Origin of the sequence: Candidatus Amarolinea aalborgensis (genome assembly GCF_900491745.1) — a bacterium.
Classification (GTDB): Bacteria; Chloroflexota; Anaerolineae; order SSC4; family Amarolineaceae; genus Amarolinea; species Amarolinea aalborgensis.
In genome coordinates this window covers 176,571-196,971 of record NZ_UETR01000009.1, presented here as the reverse complement: position 1 = coordinate 196,971, position 20,401 = coordinate 176,571, and the positions used below count along the sequence as shown (strand labels likewise).

Annotated in this window: 15 protein-coding genes; 6 read left to right on the top strand and 9 right to left on the bottom strand. The window is 61.6% G+C overall.

What is annotated here, in order from left to right:
• Nucleotides 1-180 precede the first annotated feature (180 nt).
• The 6 genes from ACPQ6D_RS13945 (at nucleotide 181) to ACPQ6D_RS13920 (ending at nucleotide 7,666) form a co-directional block, all read left to right on the top strand.
• A complete protein-coding gene (locus ACPQ6D_RS13945; RefSeq protein WP_423224945.1) occupies nucleotides 181-1,728 on the top strand; it encodes a hypothetical protein in 1,548 nt (515 codons plus the stop codon).
• Between the two features lie 25 nt (nucleotides 1,729-1,753).
• Nucleotides 1,754-2,521, top strand: coding sequence for an MTAP family purine nucleoside phosphorylase (locus tag ACPQ6D_RS13940; RefSeq protein WP_423224944.1), 768 nt, complete (start codon nucleotides 1,754-1,756; stop codon nucleotides 2,519-2,521).
• Nucleotides 2,522-2,647: 126 nt separating this feature from the next.
• Nucleotides 2,648-2,986: a DUF433 domain-containing protein gene (locus ACPQ6D_RS13935; RefSeq protein WP_423224943.1), complete on the top strand. Its 339-nt coding sequence runs from the start codon at nucleotides 2,648-2,650 to the stop codon at nucleotides 2,984-2,986.
• 6 nt (nucleotides 2,987-2,992) lie between these two features.
• Nucleotides 2,993-3,334 carry a DUF5615 family PIN-like protein gene (locus ACPQ6D_RS13930; RefSeq protein ID WP_423224942.1) on the top strand — a complete coding sequence of 114 codons (342 nt, stop codon included), beginning with the start codon at nucleotides 2,993-2,995 and terminating at the stop codon, nucleotides 3,332-3,334.
• 1,145 nt (nucleotides 3,335-4,479) lie between these two features.
• Nucleotides 4,480-6,552: an excinuclease ABC subunit UvrB gene (uvrB, locus tag ACPQ6D_RS13925; protein ID WP_423224941.1), complete on the top strand. Its 2,073-nt coding sequence runs from the start codon at nucleotides 4,480-4,482 to the stop codon at nucleotides 6,550-6,552.
• 73 nt (nucleotides 6,553-6,625) lie between these two features.
• A complete protein-coding gene (locus tag ACPQ6D_RS13920; RefSeq protein WP_423224940.1) occupies nucleotides 6,626-7,666 on the top strand; it encodes an LLM class F420-dependent oxidoreductase in 1,041 nt (346 codons plus the stop codon).
• Between the two features lie 657 nt (nucleotides 7,667-8,323).
• On the opposite strand, the gene ACPQ6D_RS13915 is transcribed toward ACPQ6D_RS13920, so the two are convergent.
• From ACPQ6D_RS13915 to ACPQ6D_RS13875, 9 genes are all read right to left on the bottom strand, one after another.
• Nucleotides 8,324-8,869: a CDP-alcohol phosphatidyltransferase family protein gene (locus tag ACPQ6D_RS13915; protein WP_423224939.1), complete on the bottom strand. Its 546-nt coding sequence runs from the start codon at nucleotides 8,867-8,869 to the stop codon at nucleotides 8,324-8,326.
• 265 nt (nucleotides 8,870-9,134) lie between these two features.
• Nucleotides 9,135-11,501, bottom strand: coding sequence for a single-stranded-DNA-specific exonuclease RecJ (gene recJ / locus ACPQ6D_RS13910; protein WP_423224938.1), 2,367 nt, complete (start codon nucleotides 11,499-11,501; stop codon nucleotides 9,135-9,137).
• Between the two features lie 169 nt (nucleotides 11,502-11,670).
• Nucleotides 11,671-12,435, bottom strand: a complete 765-nt coding sequence (locus ACPQ6D_RS13905; RefSeq protein ID WP_423224937.1) for a sugar transferase — start codon at nucleotides 12,433-12,435, stop codon at nucleotides 11,671-11,673.
• 14 nt (nucleotides 12,436-12,449) lie between these two features.
• Nucleotides 12,450-13,688, bottom strand: a complete 1,239-nt coding sequence (locus ACPQ6D_RS13900; protein WP_423224936.1) for a DNRLRE domain-containing protein — start codon at nucleotides 13,686-13,688, stop codon at nucleotides 12,450-12,452.
• A gap of 80 nt (nucleotides 13,689-13,768) precedes the next feature.
• Nucleotides 13,769-16,567, bottom strand: a complete 2,799-nt coding sequence (locus ACPQ6D_RS13895; protein ID WP_423224935.1) for an SdrD B-like domain-containing protein — start codon at nucleotides 16,565-16,567, stop codon at nucleotides 13,769-13,771.
• Nucleotides 16,568-16,684: 117 nt separating this feature from the next.
• Nucleotides 16,685-17,416 carry a class I SAM-dependent methyltransferase gene (locus ACPQ6D_RS13890; protein ID WP_423224934.1) on the bottom strand — a complete coding sequence of 244 codons (732 nt, stop codon included), beginning with the start codon at nucleotides 17,414-17,416 and terminating at the stop codon, nucleotides 16,685-16,687.
• Between the two features lie 336 nt (nucleotides 17,417-17,752).
• Nucleotides 17,753-18,751 (bottom strand): Gfo/Idh/MocA family oxidoreductase, encoded by a 999-nt coding sequence (locus tag ACPQ6D_RS13885; RefSeq protein WP_423224933.1) that lies wholly within the window; start codon nucleotides 18,749-18,751, stop codon nucleotides 17,753-17,755.
• The gene (locus tag ACPQ6D_RS13880; RefSeq protein WP_423224932.1) at nucleotides 18,745-19,365 is read right to left on the bottom strand and encodes an acyltransferase; all 621 of its coding nucleotides are present in this window, start codon (nucleotides 19,363-19,365) and stop codon (nucleotides 18,745-18,747) included. Before ACPQ6D_RS13880 ends, ACPQ6D_RS13885 begins: the two co-directional genes overlap by 7 nt.
• Nucleotides 19,362-20,381, bottom strand: a complete 1,020-nt coding sequence (locus tag ACPQ6D_RS13875; protein WP_423224931.1) for a lipid II:glycine glycyltransferase FemX — start codon at nucleotides 20,379-20,381, stop codon at nucleotides 19,362-19,364. Before ACPQ6D_RS13875 ends, ACPQ6D_RS13880 begins: the two co-directional genes overlap by 4 nt.
• Nucleotides 20,382-20,401 lie beyond the last annotated feature (20 nt).

The window sequence follows — 20,401 nt, the reverse complement described above, 5'->3', positions numbered from 1 at the left end:
TGCGAGCGCCTGGAATTGGCAGAGTACTGTATCTGGAAATACTTTTACATCAGGTTTTACTTCGGGTACTGCAACCGGCAACGTTGCACAATGTGATTTGGCTCGCCCTGCCGGAACGTGATATGATTCGACATCCCACCGGATCGCCGTGTTTTACATTCCTAACCCAGGAGGTATCCCATGCAGCGACAGTTGATCCTGATGCGTGTAGTTGTAGTTCTGCTCCTTGCGGGCGGCGTCTTGCCCGCGGTCAGCAGTTCGCCGGCATCGAGCCTCGCCCAGCCCCTCGGCGGACCCTGTACAATCGGTGTTGATTATGACCCGGCCTGCGACGTTGATCATGACAACGACGTTGATATCTTCGACATCCAGCTCACCGCCGGTCATTGGAACCAGAACGGTAGCTATCCGGTGGACGCTTACTGGGCGATCACCGGCAACACCGGCACTTCATCAGCCGCCAATTATCTCGGAACTACGGACTACCAACCGCTGGTTATCAAAACCTGGGGAAAGACGGCGATGCGCTATCTTCCGGGCAGCGTTCCGAACGTGGCGGGAGGAAGTGACGCCAACGATATCCCCGGTGGGGTCGTGGGAGCGACCATTGCCGGCGGTGGAACCGTGACCGACTATAACCAGGTGACAGACGACTTTGGCGCGGTGGGCGGCGGCGTTGCCAACCGCGTCGGCAATAACTTTCCCCCAACCAGCGATGCGGCCTATTCCACCATTGCGGGCGGCGCCTACAATGTGGTCACTGGCTATGTGTCTACGATCGGCGGTGGCGCCCAGAATCAGATCAGTGGAAATTACACAACGGTCTCTGGCGGGCTACACAATCAGGCAAGCGGCAGTTACTCCACGATCGCCGGCGGCGAGAACAATCTGGCCTCCGGAAGCCGTTCATTTGCCGCGGGTAGTCAAGCCCAAGCGGTGCATTCAGGTGCATTTGTATGGGCAGATAGCCAAGGCAGCGTTTTCAGCTCAACCACCAATGACGAATTCAGCGTGCGCGCGCAGAACGGGTCTCGCTTCCAGGGCAACAATGCCACCCTCTATGCGCTACGGGCGCAAAACTCCGGAGCGGGAGACGGTGTGCGCGCCTATGCAGCGGCCTCCAGCGGTAACGCGTGGGCCGCGCTTTACGCCTCCAACAGCGGCACCAGTCCAGCAATCTATGCCACCAGCGGCGGCACCAACTCGGCGTATTTCAACCAGGATATCTTCGTGGTCGGCAACTGCACTGGTTGCGAGCTGGTTTACATTGCTCGCAACACGGGCGATGCGACGCTGGAGCAAGGTGACGTCGTGACGGCCGCGGGCACTGAAGCACCGCTGGCCGGCACGTCGGGCGCGGTGGTACAGGCGCAGCGTGCAGACAGCCAGAGCCTGGCGGTGATCGGCGTCGTGCAGGGCCGGGCGCAGATCGCCCACGGTGAGAAGGATGGCGCCGTGCTGGATGGCGCGCAGGCCGCCCCCGGCCGGGTGATGCCGGGTGATCTGATGTTTGTCGTCGTGAACGGCATGGCGCAGGTGAAAGTTGATCCCGCAGCCGGCGCCGTGGCCGCCAACCAGCGCTTGACCGTATCAGACGTAGGTCGGGTACGCCCGCTGCAAAGCAGGCTGATTGACGGCATGCGGGTGACCGAGGGCGCGCCGACTATCGGCGTCTCGCTGGATGCAGCGCAGAATGGCATGGTTTGGGTGCTGGTGACCCCACAGTAGCGTCCGCGGCTGGGGATATGCGCGTATGGACTCGACGTCACAACCTACCACCCTCATTTACGGCGGCACCGCGGCCTATTGGCTGCACCTGGCCGAATTTGGCGCGGTGGGCGAGACCCTTACCCTGGAGACGCCCTTTGGCCCGGCCGCGCCGGTGACCTGGCTGACCAGCCGCGGCGGCTTGACCGTGGGCTTCAGTTCACGCCACGGCGTGGGCGAGCTGCAGCGTTCAGCCGGCTTTGTCAATCATCGCGCCAACCTGTGGGCCGCGCAGCAGTTGGGCTTTCAGGCCATTCTCAGTTGGAACGGCGTTGGCGCGATCAACCCCGCGCTGGCCGTGGGCGACCTGGTCGCGCCGGCCGACCTGCTCGACTGGACGCGTGCGCGCCGCGCCCATACCTTCGATCGCTGGCGCCAGCCAACCGCCGGCCCGGCGTTCGACCCTGCGCTGCGCCAGGCCATCCTCCACGCGCTCAGCGCGGCGCGGCCCCCAGAAACCGGCGCTCGCCTGACCTACCACGCCGCGCCTGTTACCTACGTCTGCACCGAAGGCCCGCGCCTGGAGACGCAGGCCGAAATTGCGCTCTTCGGCCGCGCGGGCGCTGACGTGGTGGGCATGACCCTGGCGCCGGAAGTCTGGCTGGCGCGCGAGTTGGGTCTGCGCTACGCCTCGCTCTGCTTTGTCACCAACTACGCCACCGGCATGGCCCGCGGCCGTGAAGCGACGCGCGAGTTTGGCCCCCGCGTCGCCCGCACCTGCCTACCCATTCTCCTCGCCGCGGCCGCTCGCTAACCACCCTCCCTCAATTGCCAGCGCCTAAAGCTGCATGTGGGCGTGCGTACGCTAACTTTGAATCTTCTGCCAAGAAGGTAGTATAATCAGTCGAGATGAGATAAAAGCTATTGCGTGGAGGCCTGTATGACAATTCAGGAACTGGAAGCCCAGATAGAACGCCTTGATGCCTTGGAAAAGACGCGTCTATACTACCGCCTGGTTTTCGATCTGAATCGCATATGGCCTGGCATTGAGAAATCGCCCGGCATCTGCGGCGGAGATGCGCGCATTGTTCGCACTCGCATCCCGGTATGGACGTTGGAGAATTTCCGGCGTTTGGGAGCCAATGACGCAGAATTGCTGGAAAACTACCCGACCCTCATTCCAACCGATCTCATCAATGCCTGGGCATACGTGGCGGCCCACCGCGAGGAAATTGATAATGCCATCCGAGAAAACGAACTGGTAGCTGTGGAATCATAGTCAGCGATGGCACACCTATACGCCGACGAGAACTTCTGGCTCAACGTCGTAATAGCTTTGCGCAGCCTGCACCATAACGTGCTCACAACGCAGGAGGCAGGAAATGCTGGGCTGAGAATCCCAGACGACGCCGTCCTCCACTGCGCAACAGAGACTAATCGGGCAGTGCTCACTTTTAATCGTCGCGACTTCATTCGTCTGCATGTCCAGGATCAAAATCATGCATGCATTATTGTTTGCACTGAAGACCGCGACATCGAGAGATTGGCAGCCCGAATTCACACGGCGATCATAGACAACGAACCGCTGGCTGGAAAGTTGGTTCGCGTGATTCGACCTCAAGCTTGATATTTACAGACGGTACGCGCGGCATGGCCCGCGATCGTAAAGCGGTGCGCGAGTTTGGTCCCTGCGTCGCCCGCACCTGCCTACCCATTCTCCTCGCCGCGGCCGCTCGCTAACCACCCTCAATTGCCAACGCAGAAAGAGGCACGCGACATGGTTGCGCACGTGGGCGTGCGCACTTGACGAAACGAAATGCGCGGCGGGATTGCACACGTGGGCGTACGCCCTCAACGGGTGCATTTCAATTTCAGGGCGTAGCCCCAGAGGGGCTTGCACCTCGTAGCCGGATGGCCTTTGGCAGCCGGCGGGGTTGACGACCGCATGGCCCGCGCATCCAACGCCGCCCGACCGTGAACGGATCGGGCTACAAGGTGGAAGGCCCTATCGGGCCTCCGGCGGGGTTGCTGGCCCGATAGCGTGCGCACAACCAACGCCGCCCGACCGTGAACGGATCGGGCTACGAGGTGGAAGGCCCTATCGGGCCTGACAGCGGGGTTGCTGGCCCGATAGCGTGCGCGCAACCAACGCCGCCCGACCGTGAACGGATCGGGCTACAAGGTGGAAGGCCCTATCGGGCCTCCGGCGGGGTTGCTGGCCCGATAGCGTGCGCGCAACCAACGCCGCCCGACCGTGAACGGATCGGGCTACAAGGTGGAAGGCCCTATCGGGCCTCCGGCGGGGTTGCTGGCCCGATAGCGTGCGCGCAAACAACGCCGCCCGACCGTGAACGGATCGGGCTACAAGGTCGAAGGCCCTATCGGGCCTGACGGCCCCGGAGGGACTTGCATCTCGTAGCGGGCGCATTTCAGTTCCGCTGCGTAGCCGGCTTCGGTTGGGCTTGGAGGTGGTTGCAGCGGCCTTCGACAAGCTCAGGCCCCGTGCGGTGAGCCTGTCGAACCGTGCGGTGAGCCTGTCGAACCGTGCGGTGAGCCTGTCGAACCGTGCGGTGAGCCTCGCCGAAGTCTCGGTCGAGCCGCTCACGACGAAGCCTCAATCGCCCGACGTCGGACCCGCCCCCAAACTGAAATGCACCCAACTCTAGCGCGCACTTGGACAGCCTGGCCCTGTGCGCTATAATATCCCCAAACAAAACAAGTGTTCGCTTTGCACTTTGCACTTTGCACTTTGCACTCTGATTGGTGACAACCATGCCTGATTTCAAAGTTGTTTCTGATTTCCAACCGACCGGCGATCAACCGAAAGCCATTCAGAGCCTGGTGACGGGCCTGCGTGAGGGTTTTCAACACCAGACGCTGCTGGGCGCCACCGGCACCGGCAAGACGGCCGTCATGGCCTGGGTGATCGAACAGGTGCAGCGGCCTACGCTGGTGATGGCGCACAACAAGACGCTGGCCGCGCAGCTCTACAGCGAGTTGAAAGAACTGCTGCCCCAAAACTCGGTCGAATACTTCGTCTCCTACTACGACTACTATCAGCCTGAGGCGTACGCGCCCAAGACCGACACCTACATCGAAAAAGATGCGCAGATCAACGAAGAGATTGACCGCCTGCGCCTGGCGGCCACCTCGGCCCTTCTGAGCCGTCGCGATGTGGTGATCGTGGCCTCTGTCTCGGCCATCTACGGCCTTGGCAGCCCGGAGGATTACGGTCGCGCGGTGGTCAATCTGCGCGCCGGCGCCACCGTCCGCCGCGACACCGTGCTGCGTGAGCTGGTCAGCATCTACTACGATCGCAACGATGGCACGCTGCAGCGCGGCAAGTTTCGCGTGCGCGGCGATACGCTGGAGGTCTTGCCCGCGTACGGCGAGCAGGCCTTCCGCATCGAGTTCTGGGGCGATCAGATCGAGCGCATCACGGAGGTGGACGCATTGACCGGCGAGGTGTTGGCGGAGCATCAGGCGGTGGACATTTATCCCGCCAAGCACTTCATCACGCCGCAGGACAAGCTCGTGGAGGCGCTGCAGGACATCGAAGCCGAGCTGGAAGCGCAGCTCAAGCAGTTCAAGGCTGAGGGCAAACTGCTGGAAGCGCAGCGCCTGGAACAGCGCACGCGCTACGACCTGGAGATGATGCGCGAGGTCGGCTTCTGCTCCGGCATCGAGAATTACAGCCGGCCCCTGGCGCGGCGTCCTGCCGGCGCTCGCCCTTGGACCTTGCTGGACTACTTCCCGGCCGATTGGCTGCTGGTGGTGGACGAGAGCCACATGACGATCCCGCAGATTTCGGGCATGTACCGGGGCGACCGCAACCGCAAGGAAGTGCTTGTGCAGTACGGCTTCCGCCTGCCCAGCGCGCTGGACAACCGCCCATTGACCTTCGAGGAGTTCGAGTCGTTGATCAACCAGGTGATTTACACCAGCGCCACGCCTGGCCCGTACGAGCGCGGCCATGCGAGCCAGATCGTCGAACAGATCATTCGCCCTACCGGCCTGGTGGATCCACAGGTGATTGTGCGGCCAACCCAGGGTCAGATTGATGATCTGATTCGAGAAATTCGCCTGCGCACCGCGCGGGGTGAGCGCGTCCTCGTCACCACGTTGACCAAGCGCATGGCCGAAGACCTGGCCGACTATCTGCGCGAGATCAACATCAAGGTGCACTACCTGCACTCGGACATTGACACCCTGGAGCGCATCGAGATTCTGCGCGACCTGCGCCTGGGCGTGCACGATGTCGTAGTCGGCATCAACCTGCTGCGCGAGGGCCTTGACCTGCCGGAAGTCTCGCTGGTGGCGGTGCTGGATGCAGACAAAGAGGGCTTCCTGCGCTCGGAATCCGCGCTGATTCAGACAGTTGGGCGCGCGGCGCGCCATGTGAACGGCACGGCCATCTTCTACGCGGACCGGGTGACCGATTCGATGCGCAAGGCGATGGATGAGACCAATCGGCGCCGTGACATTCAACTGGCGCACAACAAGGCGCACGGCATCGAGCCGCGCAGCATCAGCAAGTCGGTGCGTGACTTGACGCAGCGCGTGGCCGGCGGCAGGGCTGTGGCCGAAGAACGGCCGGTCTACCAGGTGGGCGGCGAGGACGGCGCGCCCACGCGGTCGCTGTCCCTGGCCGCGCTGCCCAAAGACGAAGCCGCGCGCATCATCAAGCTGCTGGAGAAAGAAATGAAAACCGCCGCCCAATCCCTGGAGTTCGAGAAAGCTGCGCAGCTGCGCGACCAGATCATCGAGCTGCGGCGGGCCATGGAGGACATGGACGATTCACCGTTGTGGGAGAAGATTCGTAAGTTCGAGAAGGGCGGCAAGTAGGCTTAGATTTGGCTTAACCTTGCGCATCGTGTTATGATGATTGTGTGCCCAGATTCTGACTTGTGAGGAAACCATGCCATCACTCCGACTCGGTGTCAATGTCGGTTACTCCGGCGCCAAGATCGAGCTGCCCTTGGAAATGATTCAAGAGGCCGATCGTTTGGGCGCGTACGTCGTGTGGACAGCGGAGTCCTACGGCTCTGATGCGGTTACGCCCCTGGCCTGGATGGGCGCGCTGACCAGCCAAATCCACCTGGGCACGGCCATCATGCAGATGCCGGCGCGTACGCCGGCCAACACCGCGATGACCGCGATGACGCTCGATCAACTGAGCGGCGGGCGTTTTTTGCTTGGCCTGGGGCTTTCTGGCCCGCAGGTTGTCGAAGGCTGGCACGGCCAGGCCTACGGCAAACCGTTAGGCAAAACGCGCGAGTATGTCAGCATCGTGCGCCACATCTTCGCCCGCGAGGCGCCCCTGGTCCACAACGGCGAGTTTTACCAGATTCCGTACCAGGGCGCGGATGCCACCGGACTGGGCAAGCCGCTGAAGAGCATTCTACACGGCCGCGCCGACATGCCGATCTACCTGGCGGCCATTGGTCCCAAGAACGTCGAACTGGCGGCTGAAATTGCCGACGGCTGGCTGCCCATCTTCTTCTCGCCGCGCCATTACGCGGAGACCTACCAGCCCCAGATCGAAGCCGGGTTTGCCAAAGCCGGCGGCGGCAAAAGCGTGGCGAATTTTGATATTGCCCCGTCGGTGCCGGTGTCGGTTGGTAAAGATGTCAACAACGCGCGCAACCTGGTCAAGCCGTTCCTGGCCCTGTACATCGGCGGCATGGGCGCGAAGGGCAAGAATTTCTATCACGACCTGGCCTGCCGCTACGGCTATACCAAAGCCGCTGACCGCATTCAGGATTTGTACCTGGCGGGTAAGAAATGGGAAGCGATGGCCGCCGTGCCTGATGAGCTGGTGGACGATGTCGCGCTGTGCGGTCCCAAGGAGCGCATCGCGGAGCGCCTGGAGCTTTGGCGCCGCAGCCCGATCACCACGCTCAATATCACCACCTTCAACATCGAAGGCTTACGGGTGATGGCCGAACTGCTGCTTTGATAAGTCCCCCTCGCAGGGCTGCGACGAGATGACGCACTCAGAGGCGCGCAACGCCGTGATGAGTGAACGTTGTGATGTTCCGTAACCCCTGCGAGGGTTGTGTTGCGCGCCAGCCAACCTTGCGCAGTCTCGCCGGATAAGGAGCCGTCGCCGTCAAGAACCATCGCGGCTTGCGCGGCGACCGGCCGTGCCGCCAGCCTGCGCAAGGGGACGCCCCCTCGCAGGGCTGCGACGAGATGACGCACTCAGAGGCGCGCAACACCGTGACGAGTGAACGTTGTGATGTTCCGTAACCCCTGCGAGGGTTGTGTTGCGCGCCAGCCAACCTTGCGCAGTCTCGCCGGATAAGGAGCCGTCGCCGTCAAGAACCATCGCGGCTTGCGCGGCGACCGGCCGTGCCGCCAGCCTGCGCAAGGGGACGCCCCCTCGCAGGGCTGCGACGAGATGACGCACTCAGAGGCGCGCAACACCGTGACGAGTGAACGTTGTGATGTTCCGTAACCCCTGCGAGGGTTGTGTTGCGCGCCAGCCAACCTTGCGCAGTCTCGCCGGATAAGGAGCCGTCGCCGTCAAGAACCATCGCGGCTTGCGCGGCGACCGGCCGTGCCGCCAGCCTCTGCGCAAGGGGAATCTCGCCACGTTCGTTTACCACCTCAGCTACGACACCGAGTTACGCCCACGGAAGAAGTCTCGCAGTAAACTCCACACCGTCTTGGCCCAGATGACGCTGTCCCGCGAGAGTCGAGGCCACTGCACCGCGGCCAGCAGCAGCAGGAAAACCATCAATGCCAACCCCAACATGGGATAGTACCAAAGAACCAACACCGCGGCTGTGACGTCAACCAGGCGCAGGAAGAGAATAGTGATTGGCTTGCGACGCGCGTGCCAGGCGACGATCAAGGCCACCAACGTGTACGCGATGCCAATCCACCAGGCCAGGAAGCCGGTCAGCAGGATATAGACCAGCGTTGCCCAGGTGAAGATCACATCAATGGCAAAGTCGTGACGTCCCAGCCACGAGGGAGGGCGTTTGGGAATACGCCGCGCAATGAAGCCGTCGAGGTTATCGGTCGTCCACGCAATGATGACCAGGATCACCACGGTAGGCGTAACCTGGCGACCGTGGGTTGCACCGAGGACGATGATGATCCCTGCTAACAACAAACGGCTTGCCGTGAGAAAATCTGGAATCCAATCCATCATAAGGTGTTGCTCGTGGGGGCAAACTGTCAGGTGGCTGCGGTTTGCCTGACAACGTTCTGTAAGGCAACAAGACCGGCTGCCTGTCATAATGAGGCTGCAAAACGCGAAGCGATGTTCCTCTGTGTTCCGCGGGGATGAATGATCCGAACGGGATGGAGGTCTATATGATGTTCATCGTGCTTGTGGTCTGCGTGATGATGACCGTTGTGATGTTTACGGCCCTGGCAAACTGAGACTATTGACCGGTGGTGCGCCCTCGTTGGCGTTACACCGGTGTTTGCGGTTCTCCCAGCCATGCTTCGATGGGCGCGCGGCGGCAGAAGGCGCGGAATGCGGCCGCTTCCGCCAGGAGCGCATGCAGCTCAGCCTGAGCAATCGCACGTTCAGTTTCGCGCCGCGCCTCGATTGAGGATGCAGTAGGCCCGGCTGATTCGGCGACCGGCGCCAGGCGCACACGGTCGCTGGTCAGCCAGGCCTGAATTTGCAACCGGCCAAAGCGCTCGAGCCAGGTCAAGCCCCGGCGCACGGTCAGCTCACGTTGGCCGAGACCGGCCGCCACAGCCGGCACGTGCATCTCACCGCCGCGGCGTGTCAAGGCGAATTTCGCCATGCCGAGCAAATTACGCAGAAATAATTCCAGCCGATCCTCGGCCGTCACCAGGTTGACGAGAGCGATTTGGGGAGGCGCCACGCGCTCTAACACCCGTTCCAGTTCGGCCCGCCCTGGCGGCGCACTCCAGATAATCAATGGCCGGCCAACGTCCAAACTGCACCGGTCGCGCACTGGCCCTTCGAACGCCACATGACCTTCGCCCCAAATCTGCCACTTCTCATCGCTCGCCAACAGGCCGCGTACCGCGCTCAGTGGGTCAGCCAGCATGCGCAAATCGGTAATTGGCGCACGCACGGGCGCGACTTTCACCTCGACGGTCTCTGGACGGCGTAAGCGCACGGCGCGCACGACCAACTGCAGGGAGGTGTCCCCGCGAAACTCATTCTGCGCCAGCGTGTACGCGATATCCAGGGCGCCTTCGGGTAGATCAGCGTCTGCGCCGCCCCACCACACGACATCCTGCACATGGCCTTGCTCATCGGCAACCGTCAGCTTACGATGGCGACGATTGCGCCCGATCAAGCGATGGCTCTGAACCGTCACGCCCAAGGTCGCCAGCGTCACCGGCGGGTTGCCTTCGCCGAAAGGCGCCAGGCGGTTCAATTCCTGCACCAATGGCAGCGATAGGTCTTGAAGCGGCAATATCGCATCGAGCGCCAGCGCATACGCATCGTCGGGCGTGGTGCGAATCGCGGCCACGGTGTTCGAAAGCGCGCGGCGCAGTTCGGGCACGCGTTCCAGGCGCACGGTCAAACCGGCGGCGCCGGCGTGACCGCCGAAGCGTTCCAGCAGATGCGCATTGGCCGCGATGGCCGCGCCCAGGTCAATACCGGGCACCCCGCGCGCAGAGCCACGCGCCAATCCATCCTGCGTTTGCATCAACAGGAGGACGGGGCGCCGATACTGCTCAGCCAGGCGGTTGGCGACAATGCCGAGCACGCCGGGATGCCAATGCGGATTGAGCAGGAGCAGCATCTGCCCATCCAACAGCGACGGCTCACGCACGAGCATCTCTTGCGCGGCAGCCTCAACCTGATCGCACAGCAGCTTGCGCTGATTGTTCAGCCCTTCCAACTGAGCCGCCAAGACGCGCGCGGTCGTGGCGTCGGCGGTGGTCAGCAGCTCCACGGCCTGCGTGGCGTCGGACAGGCGCCCCAGCGCGTTGAGCCGCGGGCCAAGCTGAAAGCCAATCGTCTCCGCGTCGACGCGCGCGGGATCGAGATTCGCCTGCGTCATCAAGGCCTGCAGTCCCAGGCGTGACGACTGGCGCAGCGCCAGAAGGCCGCGCTGCAGCAGGTAACGGGTGTCGCCCACCTGCCGCGCCACATCGGCCACGATCCCCAGGGCCACCAGGTCAAGCAGGCGCGCCTCATCGCCCGCGCGCCCCGCGCGGCCGTAAAGCGCCTGCATCAAGATAAACGCGACGCCGACGCCGGGTAGTTCGCGCAAGGGGTGCTGCCGCGCCAGCAGCTTGGGTTCGACCAGGGCCTCCACCGGCGGCAAGTCGAGCGGGAGATCGTGGTGATCGGTGACAATGACTTGAACGCCGCGCGCGCGCGCCAGGGCAAGGGCCTCGTGCTCGGTCACGCCCGTGTCGCAGGTCAGGAGGACATCCACGCCGCGGGCCAGCAGCTTCTCCAGAGTTGGCAGCTTGATGCCATGGCCATCGCTGAGGCGGTTGGGGATGAAGAAATGAGGCTGCGCCCCCAGGTCGCGCAGACCATCCACCAGCAGGGCTGTGGCCGTTTGACCATCTACGTCGAAATCACCCCATACGGCCAACTGACGGCGCTGCCGGATGGCTTGCCAGAGGAGATCAGCGGCTGGTGTAACGCCGGGCAGGTCTGCAGGCGGCGCAGGGGCATAGCGCCGCCAATCAAGGAACGCTGCGGCCGCGGCTGGATCGGTCAGCCCGCGGCGGGCCAGGATGTCGGCCACGAGGGGGTGTCCGCCGACGGCCGCGGCCAGCGCAGGGGGCGCGGTGATCGTTGTAGGTTCAATCCAATGCAATTGCGTCATGACAGCCGTCTCCCCCGTTATTTTAGCACGGACAGGAGAGACAGCCCAAAGTACATGACACAGACTGCATCGCGGGGCGGCGGACAAAAAAAGCACCGGTTTTGGCCGAACTGGTGATAGCCAGCGAACGCCAAAGCCGGTGTACTGTCAGCTAAAAGATCGCGCCGGATCAGCCGGCGTCACGCATCGTCAGAATGACCGGAACGGTGGCCAGCAAAATGCGTAGGTCAAGCCAGAACGTGCGATTTTCGATATATTCGATGTCCAGGCTGGCGCTTTTGTCGAAAGGCAGGCTGCTGCGGCCATTGACCTGCGCCAGGCTGGTGAGGCCGGGCGTCACATCCAAGCGGCGCATGTGCCAATCCTTGTAGTAGGCCAACTCATAGGGCATGGGGGGCCGCGGGCCAACGAGCGACATCTCGCCGCGCAGCACATTGATCAACTGCGGCAGCTCATCCAGGCTTGTCTTGCGCAGGATGCGACCAACCGGCGTCACGCCCTGTTTGATGACAGCCGGCTTGAAGATATGATTGCCGTTGTGGTCATGGGCGCCGTGCTCGTTGTCGCCATTCAGATACTGCTTGACGAACTCTTGGTGCGCGGCTAAGTGATTGACACCGTTGTACATCGAGCGAAACTTGAAGAAAGGAAAAGGCCTGCCGTTTTTGCCCGCGCGCGGACTGACGAATATGACCGGGCCGGGCGAATCCAGCTTCACGGCCAGCGCCAAAATGAGGAACAAGGGCGACAGGATGATCAGAAGCAGCGAAGCCACGACGATATCAAAAGCGCGCTTGACAATCAAGTAAACCCGTTCATTCATCATTTTTTGCAGACGCCTCCGTTGAACCGCCTGCTCGTCATCCGTGAGGTCGAACAGTTCGAGCCAGCCGATGCGCTGGTTCCCCCTTCTTCGAATGCCTCCCTCGATCATGGAATAATCCTCCTCTAGAACAATGGCGTCCAATAAGTTATCACTAATTTAGGTCGCTGTGCGGCCACGGGAAATTGGGCGCTCGCCATTATAAACTCTACATTGGCATTTTCGCTGCCGGCGCTTGCCTTCAGGGCCAGGCCATGATTGGTCTGACGGTTGACCTGCCAACGCCGCAGCACGTGCGTCACGTCCACGTCATACCAGCGACCGACCGCACTGATGGGCGTTGCGGCGGTCGGACCAAAATCACGATCCTGGCCAGGGCCATTCGCGCCCGGCGCTGTCCAGCGGACAGAGCTGGTTGCCAGTTCCCAGGTTGCAGCCAATTCGCTCCACGCACGCTGCAACCCGTAGGCCTGCAGAACCATGTCTGTCTGCAAACTCCGCTCGACGACGTACACTTCCAGACTGGCCGAAACCACATGCGCGGCGGTGGGGAGCGGGGCCAAGCCAAAGCGCAGCAGCGGCGTCTTTTCATCTATCTGCGCACTACGATTCCAGCGCGCCAGCAAGGTTGTCGAGTTACCCTGGGCCGTCGTTGGGCGCCAGCTATCTAGCGTCGTGTCCTGCTGATCGCTGAACCCATTCCGCCCCAGCTGCAACACCAGCGTTTGCACCGGCGGCGTTGGCGTCGGCGCCATACGCCATCCTACCAGGGGCAACCGCCGCGGCCCTGGCGTCGCCGTAGGGGAGGCGGTGGCCGTGAGGGTGGCGGTGGCGGTCGCCGTCGCGGTTGACGTCGGTGTACGCGTGGGGGTCGCTGTCAGCGTAGGCGTAGGCGTCGGGGTCGCCGTAGCCTGGGGGCCAAACGGACACTGAATCGTCAAATGGAACGGCCCTGCACTGCCCTGATACCCATCCACCACCAGCACGTAATCCTGGCCGGCGGGCAAGTCCGCCAACGCCAGGCCGCTGTCGCCGGCGGCCACGCAGCTCGCCGGGTCAGCCGACGCCAGCAGGAAGACATCCAGGTCCACCCCGGGCAACAGCGACGCCAGGCTGATCGTCACCGGCTGCGGCTCCAGAAAGTGGAACTGAAAAACAGCCTCAGGTCCAGTTTCTTGCCAATCGCTGCGACAGGCGTAAGTCGTCACATTGGCTGGCTGTCCGCGCGTATCGCCTTGCACGCTGCTGCCGCAGAAGACATCCGGCGCCTGGTTGACATCCACGGTAGGCGTTGGGGTCAGCAAGCTGCCCATCATCGGTTGTGCGGCGCTCGCTGGCGCGCCCAGGATCAGGAGCCCGGCCATGGCTGTGACGGCTATGCCGAAAGCCAGGAAACCTCGTCCGACCTGCCGGCCTGATCTACCATCATCGGCCTGCGCCATGCTTAGCGGCCCATCAACGGAAAGTACCACTGCATGAAGCGCGTGTGCGCAAAGTTGACCGTGATGGTTTCTGTATTTGCAATGTTAAAGGCGCGCACGGTGTTGCCGATGACGGCATAGCCGCTGGGAACCGCCGCTTCCTGCGCCAGGTAAGCGCCGGGATCGAGTGCAAGGAACCGATATTGTCCGCTGCTGTCACTGGACGTGGTCCCCAGCAGTGCGTCCGCGGCGTCGAGCTGACCGTTTTGATTGACGTCGCGATGCAAGCGTATGTCAACCCCGCTCAGGCGCGGCTCGTTCACGTCTGGCTGACCGTTCTGATTGACATCGAGATAAACCAAGCCTTGCGCGCGAGCTTTGGGAATATCGCCGAAATTCTGCGTGAGCGTCACGCCGGCCTGAACGACGAGCAGCCAACTGTTTGGACTGGTAGACGTGTAGCCGGGCGGGTCTGTCTCTCTGACTTGATACTGGTCTGGCGTCAGTGAGGTGAACGCATAAGCGCCATTCGCCCCGGTCGTGATTTGACTCAGATCGGCGGCGCCGCGGCGCAGCGTGATGATGGCTCCCGCGATCGGTTGTTCGCCGGGGTCGAGAACCCAATTCTGGTTCAAATCCTCGAATACGACGCCCTGGATGGAGCCAACGCTGGGGGTCGGCGTGGGAGTAATCGTGGGCGTCGGGGTCACGGTCGGCGTCTTTGTCGGCGTGGGCGTGTTCGTTGGCGTCGGCGTACTCGTTGGCGCTGATGTATTCGTGGGTGTTGCCGTAGGCGTGCGCGTCACCGTCGGCGTCGCTGTTGGCGTCGGTTCGACCTCATGCTGCAGCAGTTTGACATCCACCATGTGAATCCACTCATTGCCGTCGCCGCGAGCGTTGATGCGGAAATCGCTCTCGGCCAGGCCGCCATCATCCGTGCGCAGCCCCTTGCCCATGCGCGCATCGGTGATGTGGAACGTCGCCGTTTTCCAGGTGCGGCTGTTGGTCTTGGTCACGTAAGCATTGGCGCCGCCGTTCGGCGTGGCGGAGCGCATGACGCCGCCAATGGCCTCATAATCGAGCGACCACGTGTCGGCGCCCATGTCGGCGTAGGTTACCTTGATGTCCACGGTGTTCTTGCCGACGGTGATGTAGTCAGGATGCACCCGCAGCCACATGTAAGGGTTGTTGGTTTCCTGCGCCGTGCGCCGTACAACCCATCCTTCCATGCCGCTCGGCAAATCGGGATTGTACGCGTTGGTGTTACAGTAGGCAGGCCCCGCCCCAGCCGGCGCGCCGCAGTTCCCCAGCCCGTAGACATAGGAGGTCGAGAAGCACGGGATGCCGCCGCAGCTGTTGGGCCAGCCCGCGGCCGGATTGATGGCCGGATCCGGGCTGATGAAGGGATCGTTGGACTCTGGCACGGTATGACCACCAAGTACGTTGTCGTTTTGATAGAGCCAGAATTCGAAATTGCCCAACTGCGGGAAGAACGACGACTCCTCGAAGGCGTAGTCGTAGTAGATGGGATTACGATGGTCGCGCATCACCACCCACACGCTGGGCGTATTGCTCAGGTTGGCGCCCACATAAGGCCGCCAACGCTGGATCATGTTAAGGTACTCGGTGCGATCAATGTTGGGGGGCGGCGCCGGGTAAGGGCTTGAATTGTTCTCCACGAACAATGACTCATCCAGGCGCAGGTAATAGGCGTGTTTATCCAGGCCGCTGAGCAAGCCCCAGTAGAATGAACGGGGGCTTTGCAGCATGTACCAGTAGGTCTCGAATACGGTTGGCACTTGATTGTAATGCAAGTTCAACACATCGTACATGCCGCAGTTTTGACAACCCGAAAGGCCATCGCCGACTTCAGCAAAGTTGAAGTCCGGGGTCAGGCCGTTGAGTGAGATGCCGATGCCGAGACTGGCGGCATAATCCCCCATGTCGCGGCGCTCGCTCACCTGGTAGGTAAACGAAGCGATCTGTACAAGCAGCTGCTTCTTCAACACCCGTCGTCCCTGGTTGGCATCGTACACACTGAACGCGTCATAAAAAGCATCTACGACGTCGGTTGTGTAGTCACGCCAGGCCTGCGTGTAATTCGTAATGCCATCGGCGTGCATGGCCAGTTCCATGATGTACTTATCTTCGGTTGAGTTGACCATATGGGCTTCACCGTAGGTGCCAAAGCCCATGGCCACGAACTCGAGCCGTGTATCGTTCATGTAACGTTCGCCGTAATACTGCGCCAGCGCCCGATAACGCTGCAGGAAGGCTGGACGCCAGTACATGGGTAAGCGTCGGTGATCGGCGTTTGCATTGGCGCAGGCCGGACCAGAGAACTTACAAATTTCAAACGTATACTGATCTACGTCGGCCGCCGGATAGCTGTTCGTGTCCCACATGTAGGCAGGCAAATCGCGCACGCCCGTTTCATACGAGCGGCCGCCGCCGTAAGGACTGATGGCGAACGCGCCCTTTTTGCCTTTGGCTGTTGATTGGCTCAAGAGCCAGTTGACGCGATCAGGGCGATAGCTGCCGTACCCAGTTTCCAGGTAAGCCCATGACCAGTTCATCACGGTGCCGTCCAGGTGATAACGATTGGTATCGGCCGTGCCATACCAAAACGACGAATCATCCTTGAAGTAGATGCCAGGGCGCGAGGCCGGGGGGCCAGGCGCAGCCGGCGCCGTCACCGCAGGCGCGTCCGCAGAAACCGGTGCATCCTGGGTCGCTCTGGTGGCGCTCGCCGCCGGGGCCAGTAAGAGCACAGCCAGGCAAATCAAAGCTGCAACCCATTGAGTCAGCGTTTGATGCGTCATGTCGAATTCCCTCCGTGTGCAGTCTGGGAGAACGGCAGCCAACGGTGGGCAGTCATTGTTGTATAGAGCAAAGTATACCGTCCATTCTTGTAACCTTTTGCTCGCGTCCGTGGGCGGTCAGGCGTCGAGCGGCATGCGGCGTGCACTGGTGATGACCCAGGGACTGAGCGCTGGTATGCGATCAAGCCCCACGAGCCGTTCGATCGTTGTGTACACCGGCAGCAGCGCGGTATCAGAAAAACGCAGTGTTGGCGCCCAGTTGTAGCCGAGGTGACGCTCCACCGAGAAGCCTGCCTGGTTCAAGCGTGTCTCCATGTCAACGGGCGTGGAGACATACTCAAAGCGATGCCACGATTGCGGCTCCATCCGTCCCAGCACAAGCAGGAAGCGACGAAGCCACCCTTTGTAAGACAGGCGATTGGTGGAGGTGACGATCAGCCAGCCCCCCGGGCGAACGACTCGGTGCACTTCACGAAAAAACCAGTTGCGTCCATCCTCTACGTAGAAGGGAACCTGGATGCACAACGCGGCGTCTACACTGCCATCGGCCAGAGGAAGCACAGGCGTTGTGGCATCCACCAGTTCCGCTCGAATCGAATGATCTTTTTGGCGCAAGCGACGCAGCGGGATGATCGAGACGTCAGTCACCGTCACATCGTATCCAAGCTGAGCCAAGGGAACGGCAATGCGTCCAGAACCGCCCGATAAATCCACCAGTTTGTGTACGGAGGGATCACGGGTTAAGGTTGACAAGATAAACTGGCGTTCAACATGATCCAGGTACTGTCCTAAGGCCACGGTGTTGAGCCAGTCAGGATGATATTCGTGATCTATCTGGGCGGAAGCCAATCTTTTCTCGTACTCCACATTAAGATATAGGTCTAGGCCGCGAAAAATCCTATTTTTCCGCTCTTATCCTAAGGCCGCAAGATGAAACCTAGATGAACAACAGGCGCGGGGATGATGACATTTTGTTCACCAAGACGGCCATGACCTTTGTCATGTTGGGCCAGTAAAACAAAGGTCAACAAAAGATCACCTTCCAACGCGTCGCTGCGAGGAAGGCGCCCAAAATCGGGCCATCTTAGCACAGCCCAAAACCTTTGGCAAATCAAATTTGATGGGTTCGGACGCCGCGCTCCGGTCTGCGGCGGCGCCCCCTCGATGCAACGCGTGCGATAGGCGTCACGTCAGTCGGATGATTTGGTGTGTGCGGCCCGATTCGACGATCTTCTCGGCCAATAACACGGCGCGTAGGCCTTCGGCGCCGTCAATCAGCGGCGGGTGATTCTCAATCACGGCGCTGACAAAAGATTCGAACTCTGCGCGCAACGGCTCTTTGCGCTTCAATTCGTATTTCACCACGCGCCCTTCGCTCACGCCCATCAATGCCGTCAGCCCTTCCCATTGGCCGTTGCTGGCGCTGCTGTTCTCGAAAAACTGCAGCTCCTGGGTCAAGTAGTTGACGGCAAACATGCCTCGCTCACCGATGATCGTCAGTTCACGGAACTTCTTCGGCGTCAGCCAGTTGATGTCCAGCACGCCAACCGCGCCATTGCTAAACTTCAGAACGCCCGATAATAGATCTTCGTGTGCGGCGTGAATCTCGCGCGCGGTTTCCGCATACAGCGAGGTCACACGTGCTTTCGTCAGATACTCCAGGATGTTGACCTCGTGCGTTGCCAGGTCAAACACCACGCCCACATCTTCAACGCGGGGCGGAAAGGGGCCGACGCGTCGCGAGCGCAGTTGAAAGATGCGCCCCAGTTGCCCTTCATCCAGGAGATGTTTGAGCTCGACCACGGCTGGGTTGAAGCGTTCGATGTGACCCACGGCCAGTTTGCGGCCGGTGCGATGCACGGCATCGAGAATCGCTTGACCATCAGCGACCGAAAGCGCCAGCGGTTTTTCCACAAAGACATGGCTGCCCGCTTCCAGGACAGCCACGGCCACCGGCTGGTGCAGCCGCGTGGGCACTGCCACCGACACCACATCGGGTCGCTCAACCGCCAACATTCTTTCGAAATCGGCGTAGGCCTCCGCTTTGTACGTCCGCGCCACCTGCGCAGCCGCCTCAGCATCCACATCGGCCACAGCCGCGAGGTGGGTTTGCGGCATTTCGGCGAAGATGCGGGCATGGTTGCGCCCCATCGCGCCCACCCCGACGACGGCAACTTTCAGCATAGGTTCTCCTGCCAGTCCAATAGTTCAATTTCCAGGCCGCATGCTGGACACACCCCGACCGCATTGGCAACCGTTAGGCGATTAGCGCACCGGCAGACATAGCCTACCAGACGAGCCGGATTGCCCACCACCAGCCCATGATCGGGCACGTCGTGCGTGACGACCGCGCCCGCGCCGACCAACGCCCAGCGCCCAATCGTCACGCCGGGCAAGATGACGCTGTTGGCGCCCAACGCGGCCCCGGCGCGCACCAAAATCGGCGTCACCGTCCAGTCGCTATCGCCTTTCAACGTCCCGTCCGCGTTGATGGCCCGCGGCAGGCGATCGTTGGTGAAGCAGACATGCGGTCCGACAAAAACACCGTCTTCCAGGGTGACGCCGTGATAGACCGACACATGGTTCTGAATCTTGACGCGATTGCCAATCTGGACGCCGACGTCAATGTAGACCCCTTTGGCAATGATGCACTGCGCGCCCAGCCGGGCGCCCTCGCGAATCTGCGCCCAATTCCACACGCTGGTGCCCGCCCCCAGCATCGCCTGGGGCGATACCTGCGCCGTCGGATGAATGGTTGGCGCCGGCAAGGGCGCATCCTGCTTACTTGCTTGCGTCATGGGCGCGTTCTCCGCCTTTGATAGATGTCATAAGCCCTCACCGCCAGGCCATACCAGGGCGCATGGATTTTCACGCTGCGCCCATAATTCACCAGCTGACCGCCAAAGCGTTCTTTGAAGTCGCGTACGCCATATGGCTTGTCCGGGTGACCTGCGCCGCCAAAATCAAAGACCTGGCGCCCCTGCGCGCGGCCCCATTGCAAAAGATGCCAGACCAGGAAATCATTGGGGTAGAGCCTTGCATACTCACGATCAGCGCCAGCGTACCAATCCAGCAGGCGATCCTTGTACAACAAGGAAGCGCGGCCGCCAATAGCGACGCCATCAGCCATGGCTAGCACGATTTGGAATTGCCCCTGTGAACCGAGCACCTCAAACGCCCGTTGAAAGAGCGAGACATCGGTCAGATGCACACCGGCATGGTCGTACACCTTGCGCAGCAGTCCGTAAAATGTTTTGACTCCCGCCTGGTCGTGCACCGTGACGGCGCTGACGCCCTTTTTCTGCGCCGTGCGCACATTGCGTCGCGCGCTGCTGCTTAGCCCATTCCAGAGAGCCTCTTCGGATTGGCGCAGGTCAATCAAGAAGTTCAAATGCGGCTCCCAACGAAACCCACCCGCCTCGAGCGACGCCTGCCAGCCGGTCGCCGCGTTTTGATGCCGCAGTTCGGTAAAAAGAAAACGTCCCCAGGCGCGACGATTGACCGTTGGCAGTAAGAACGCCAGGGCGTCCTGCCCCAGGCGATTGGGCGCGACCAACATGCCGCCAAAAAGCACGGCCCGTGTGGCAAATGGCTGCAGCAGGCCACCTAAAACCGTGGTCAACACCGCCGGCCACAAGGCTCCGATCTCGCCGTTAGCGGCGTCTACGGCCGCCAACGTGCGTGAAGACCACCCATGGGTGCCCGCAACCACGTCAGCAAAATCTGGCGTCTGGAAGATGTTGCCGTCTGGATGGCTGCTCACGAACTGCTGCCAGGCCGTGCGCGCCGGCCGGTCGGTGATGATAAACGTCAAACCCTCAACTCCTACACGCG

What these genes read in the sequence shown, in the direction of transcription:
- ACPQ6D_RS13935 (WP_423224943.1), top strand. Translation starts at nt 2,648, where the DNA reads ATGACAATTCAGGAACTGGAAGCCCAGATAGAACGCCTTGATGCCTTG.
- ACPQ6D_RS13885 (WP_423224933.1), bottom strand. Translation starts at nt 18,751, where the DNA reads ATGCTGAAAGTTGCCGTCGTCGGGGTGGGCGCGATGGGGCGCAACCAT.
- recJ (WP_423224938.1), bottom strand. Translation starts at nt 11,501, where the DNA reads ATGACGCAATTGCATTGGATTGAACCTACAACGATCACCGCGCCCCCT.
- ACPQ6D_RS13900 (WP_423224936.1), bottom strand. Translation starts at nt 13,688, where the DNA reads ATGGCCGGGCTCCTGATCCTGGGCGCGCCAGCGAGCGCCGCACAACCG.
- ACPQ6D_RS13915 (WP_423224939.1), bottom strand. Translation starts at nt 8,869, where the DNA reads ATGATGGATTGGATTCCAGATTTTCTCACGGCAAGCCGTTTGTTGTTA.
- ACPQ6D_RS13940 (WP_423224944.1), top strand. Translation starts at nt 1,754, where the DNA reads ATGGACTCGACGTCACAACCTACCACCCTCATTTACGGCGGCACCGCG.
- ACPQ6D_RS13895 (WP_423224935.1), bottom strand. Translation starts at nt 16,567, where the DNA reads ATGACGCATCAAACGCTGACTCAATGGGTTGCAGCTTTGATTTGCCTG.
- ACPQ6D_RS13920 (WP_423224940.1), top strand. Translation starts at nt 6,626, where the DNA reads ATGCCATCACTCCGACTCGGTGTCAATGTCGGTTACTCCGGCGCCAAG.
- ACPQ6D_RS13930 (WP_423224942.1), top strand. Translation starts at nt 2,993, where the DNA reads ATGGCACACCTATACGCCGACGAGAACTTCTGGCTCAACGTCGTAATA.
- ACPQ6D_RS13905 (WP_423224937.1), bottom strand. Translation starts at nt 12,435, where the DNA reads ATGATCGAGGGAGGCATTCGAAGAAGGGGGAACCAGCGCATCGGCTGG.
- ACPQ6D_RS13945 (WP_423224945.1), top strand. Translation starts at nt 181, where the DNA reads ATGCAGCGACAGTTGATCCTGATGCGTGTAGTTGTAGTTCTGCTCCTT.
- ACPQ6D_RS13880 (WP_423224932.1), bottom strand. Translation starts at nt 19,365, where the DNA reads ATGACGCAAGCAAGTAAGCAGGATGCGCCCTTGCCGGCGCCAACCATT.
- uvrB (WP_423224941.1), top strand. Translation starts at nt 4,480, where the DNA reads ATGCCTGATTTCAAAGTTGTTTCTGATTTCCAACCGACCGGCGATCAA.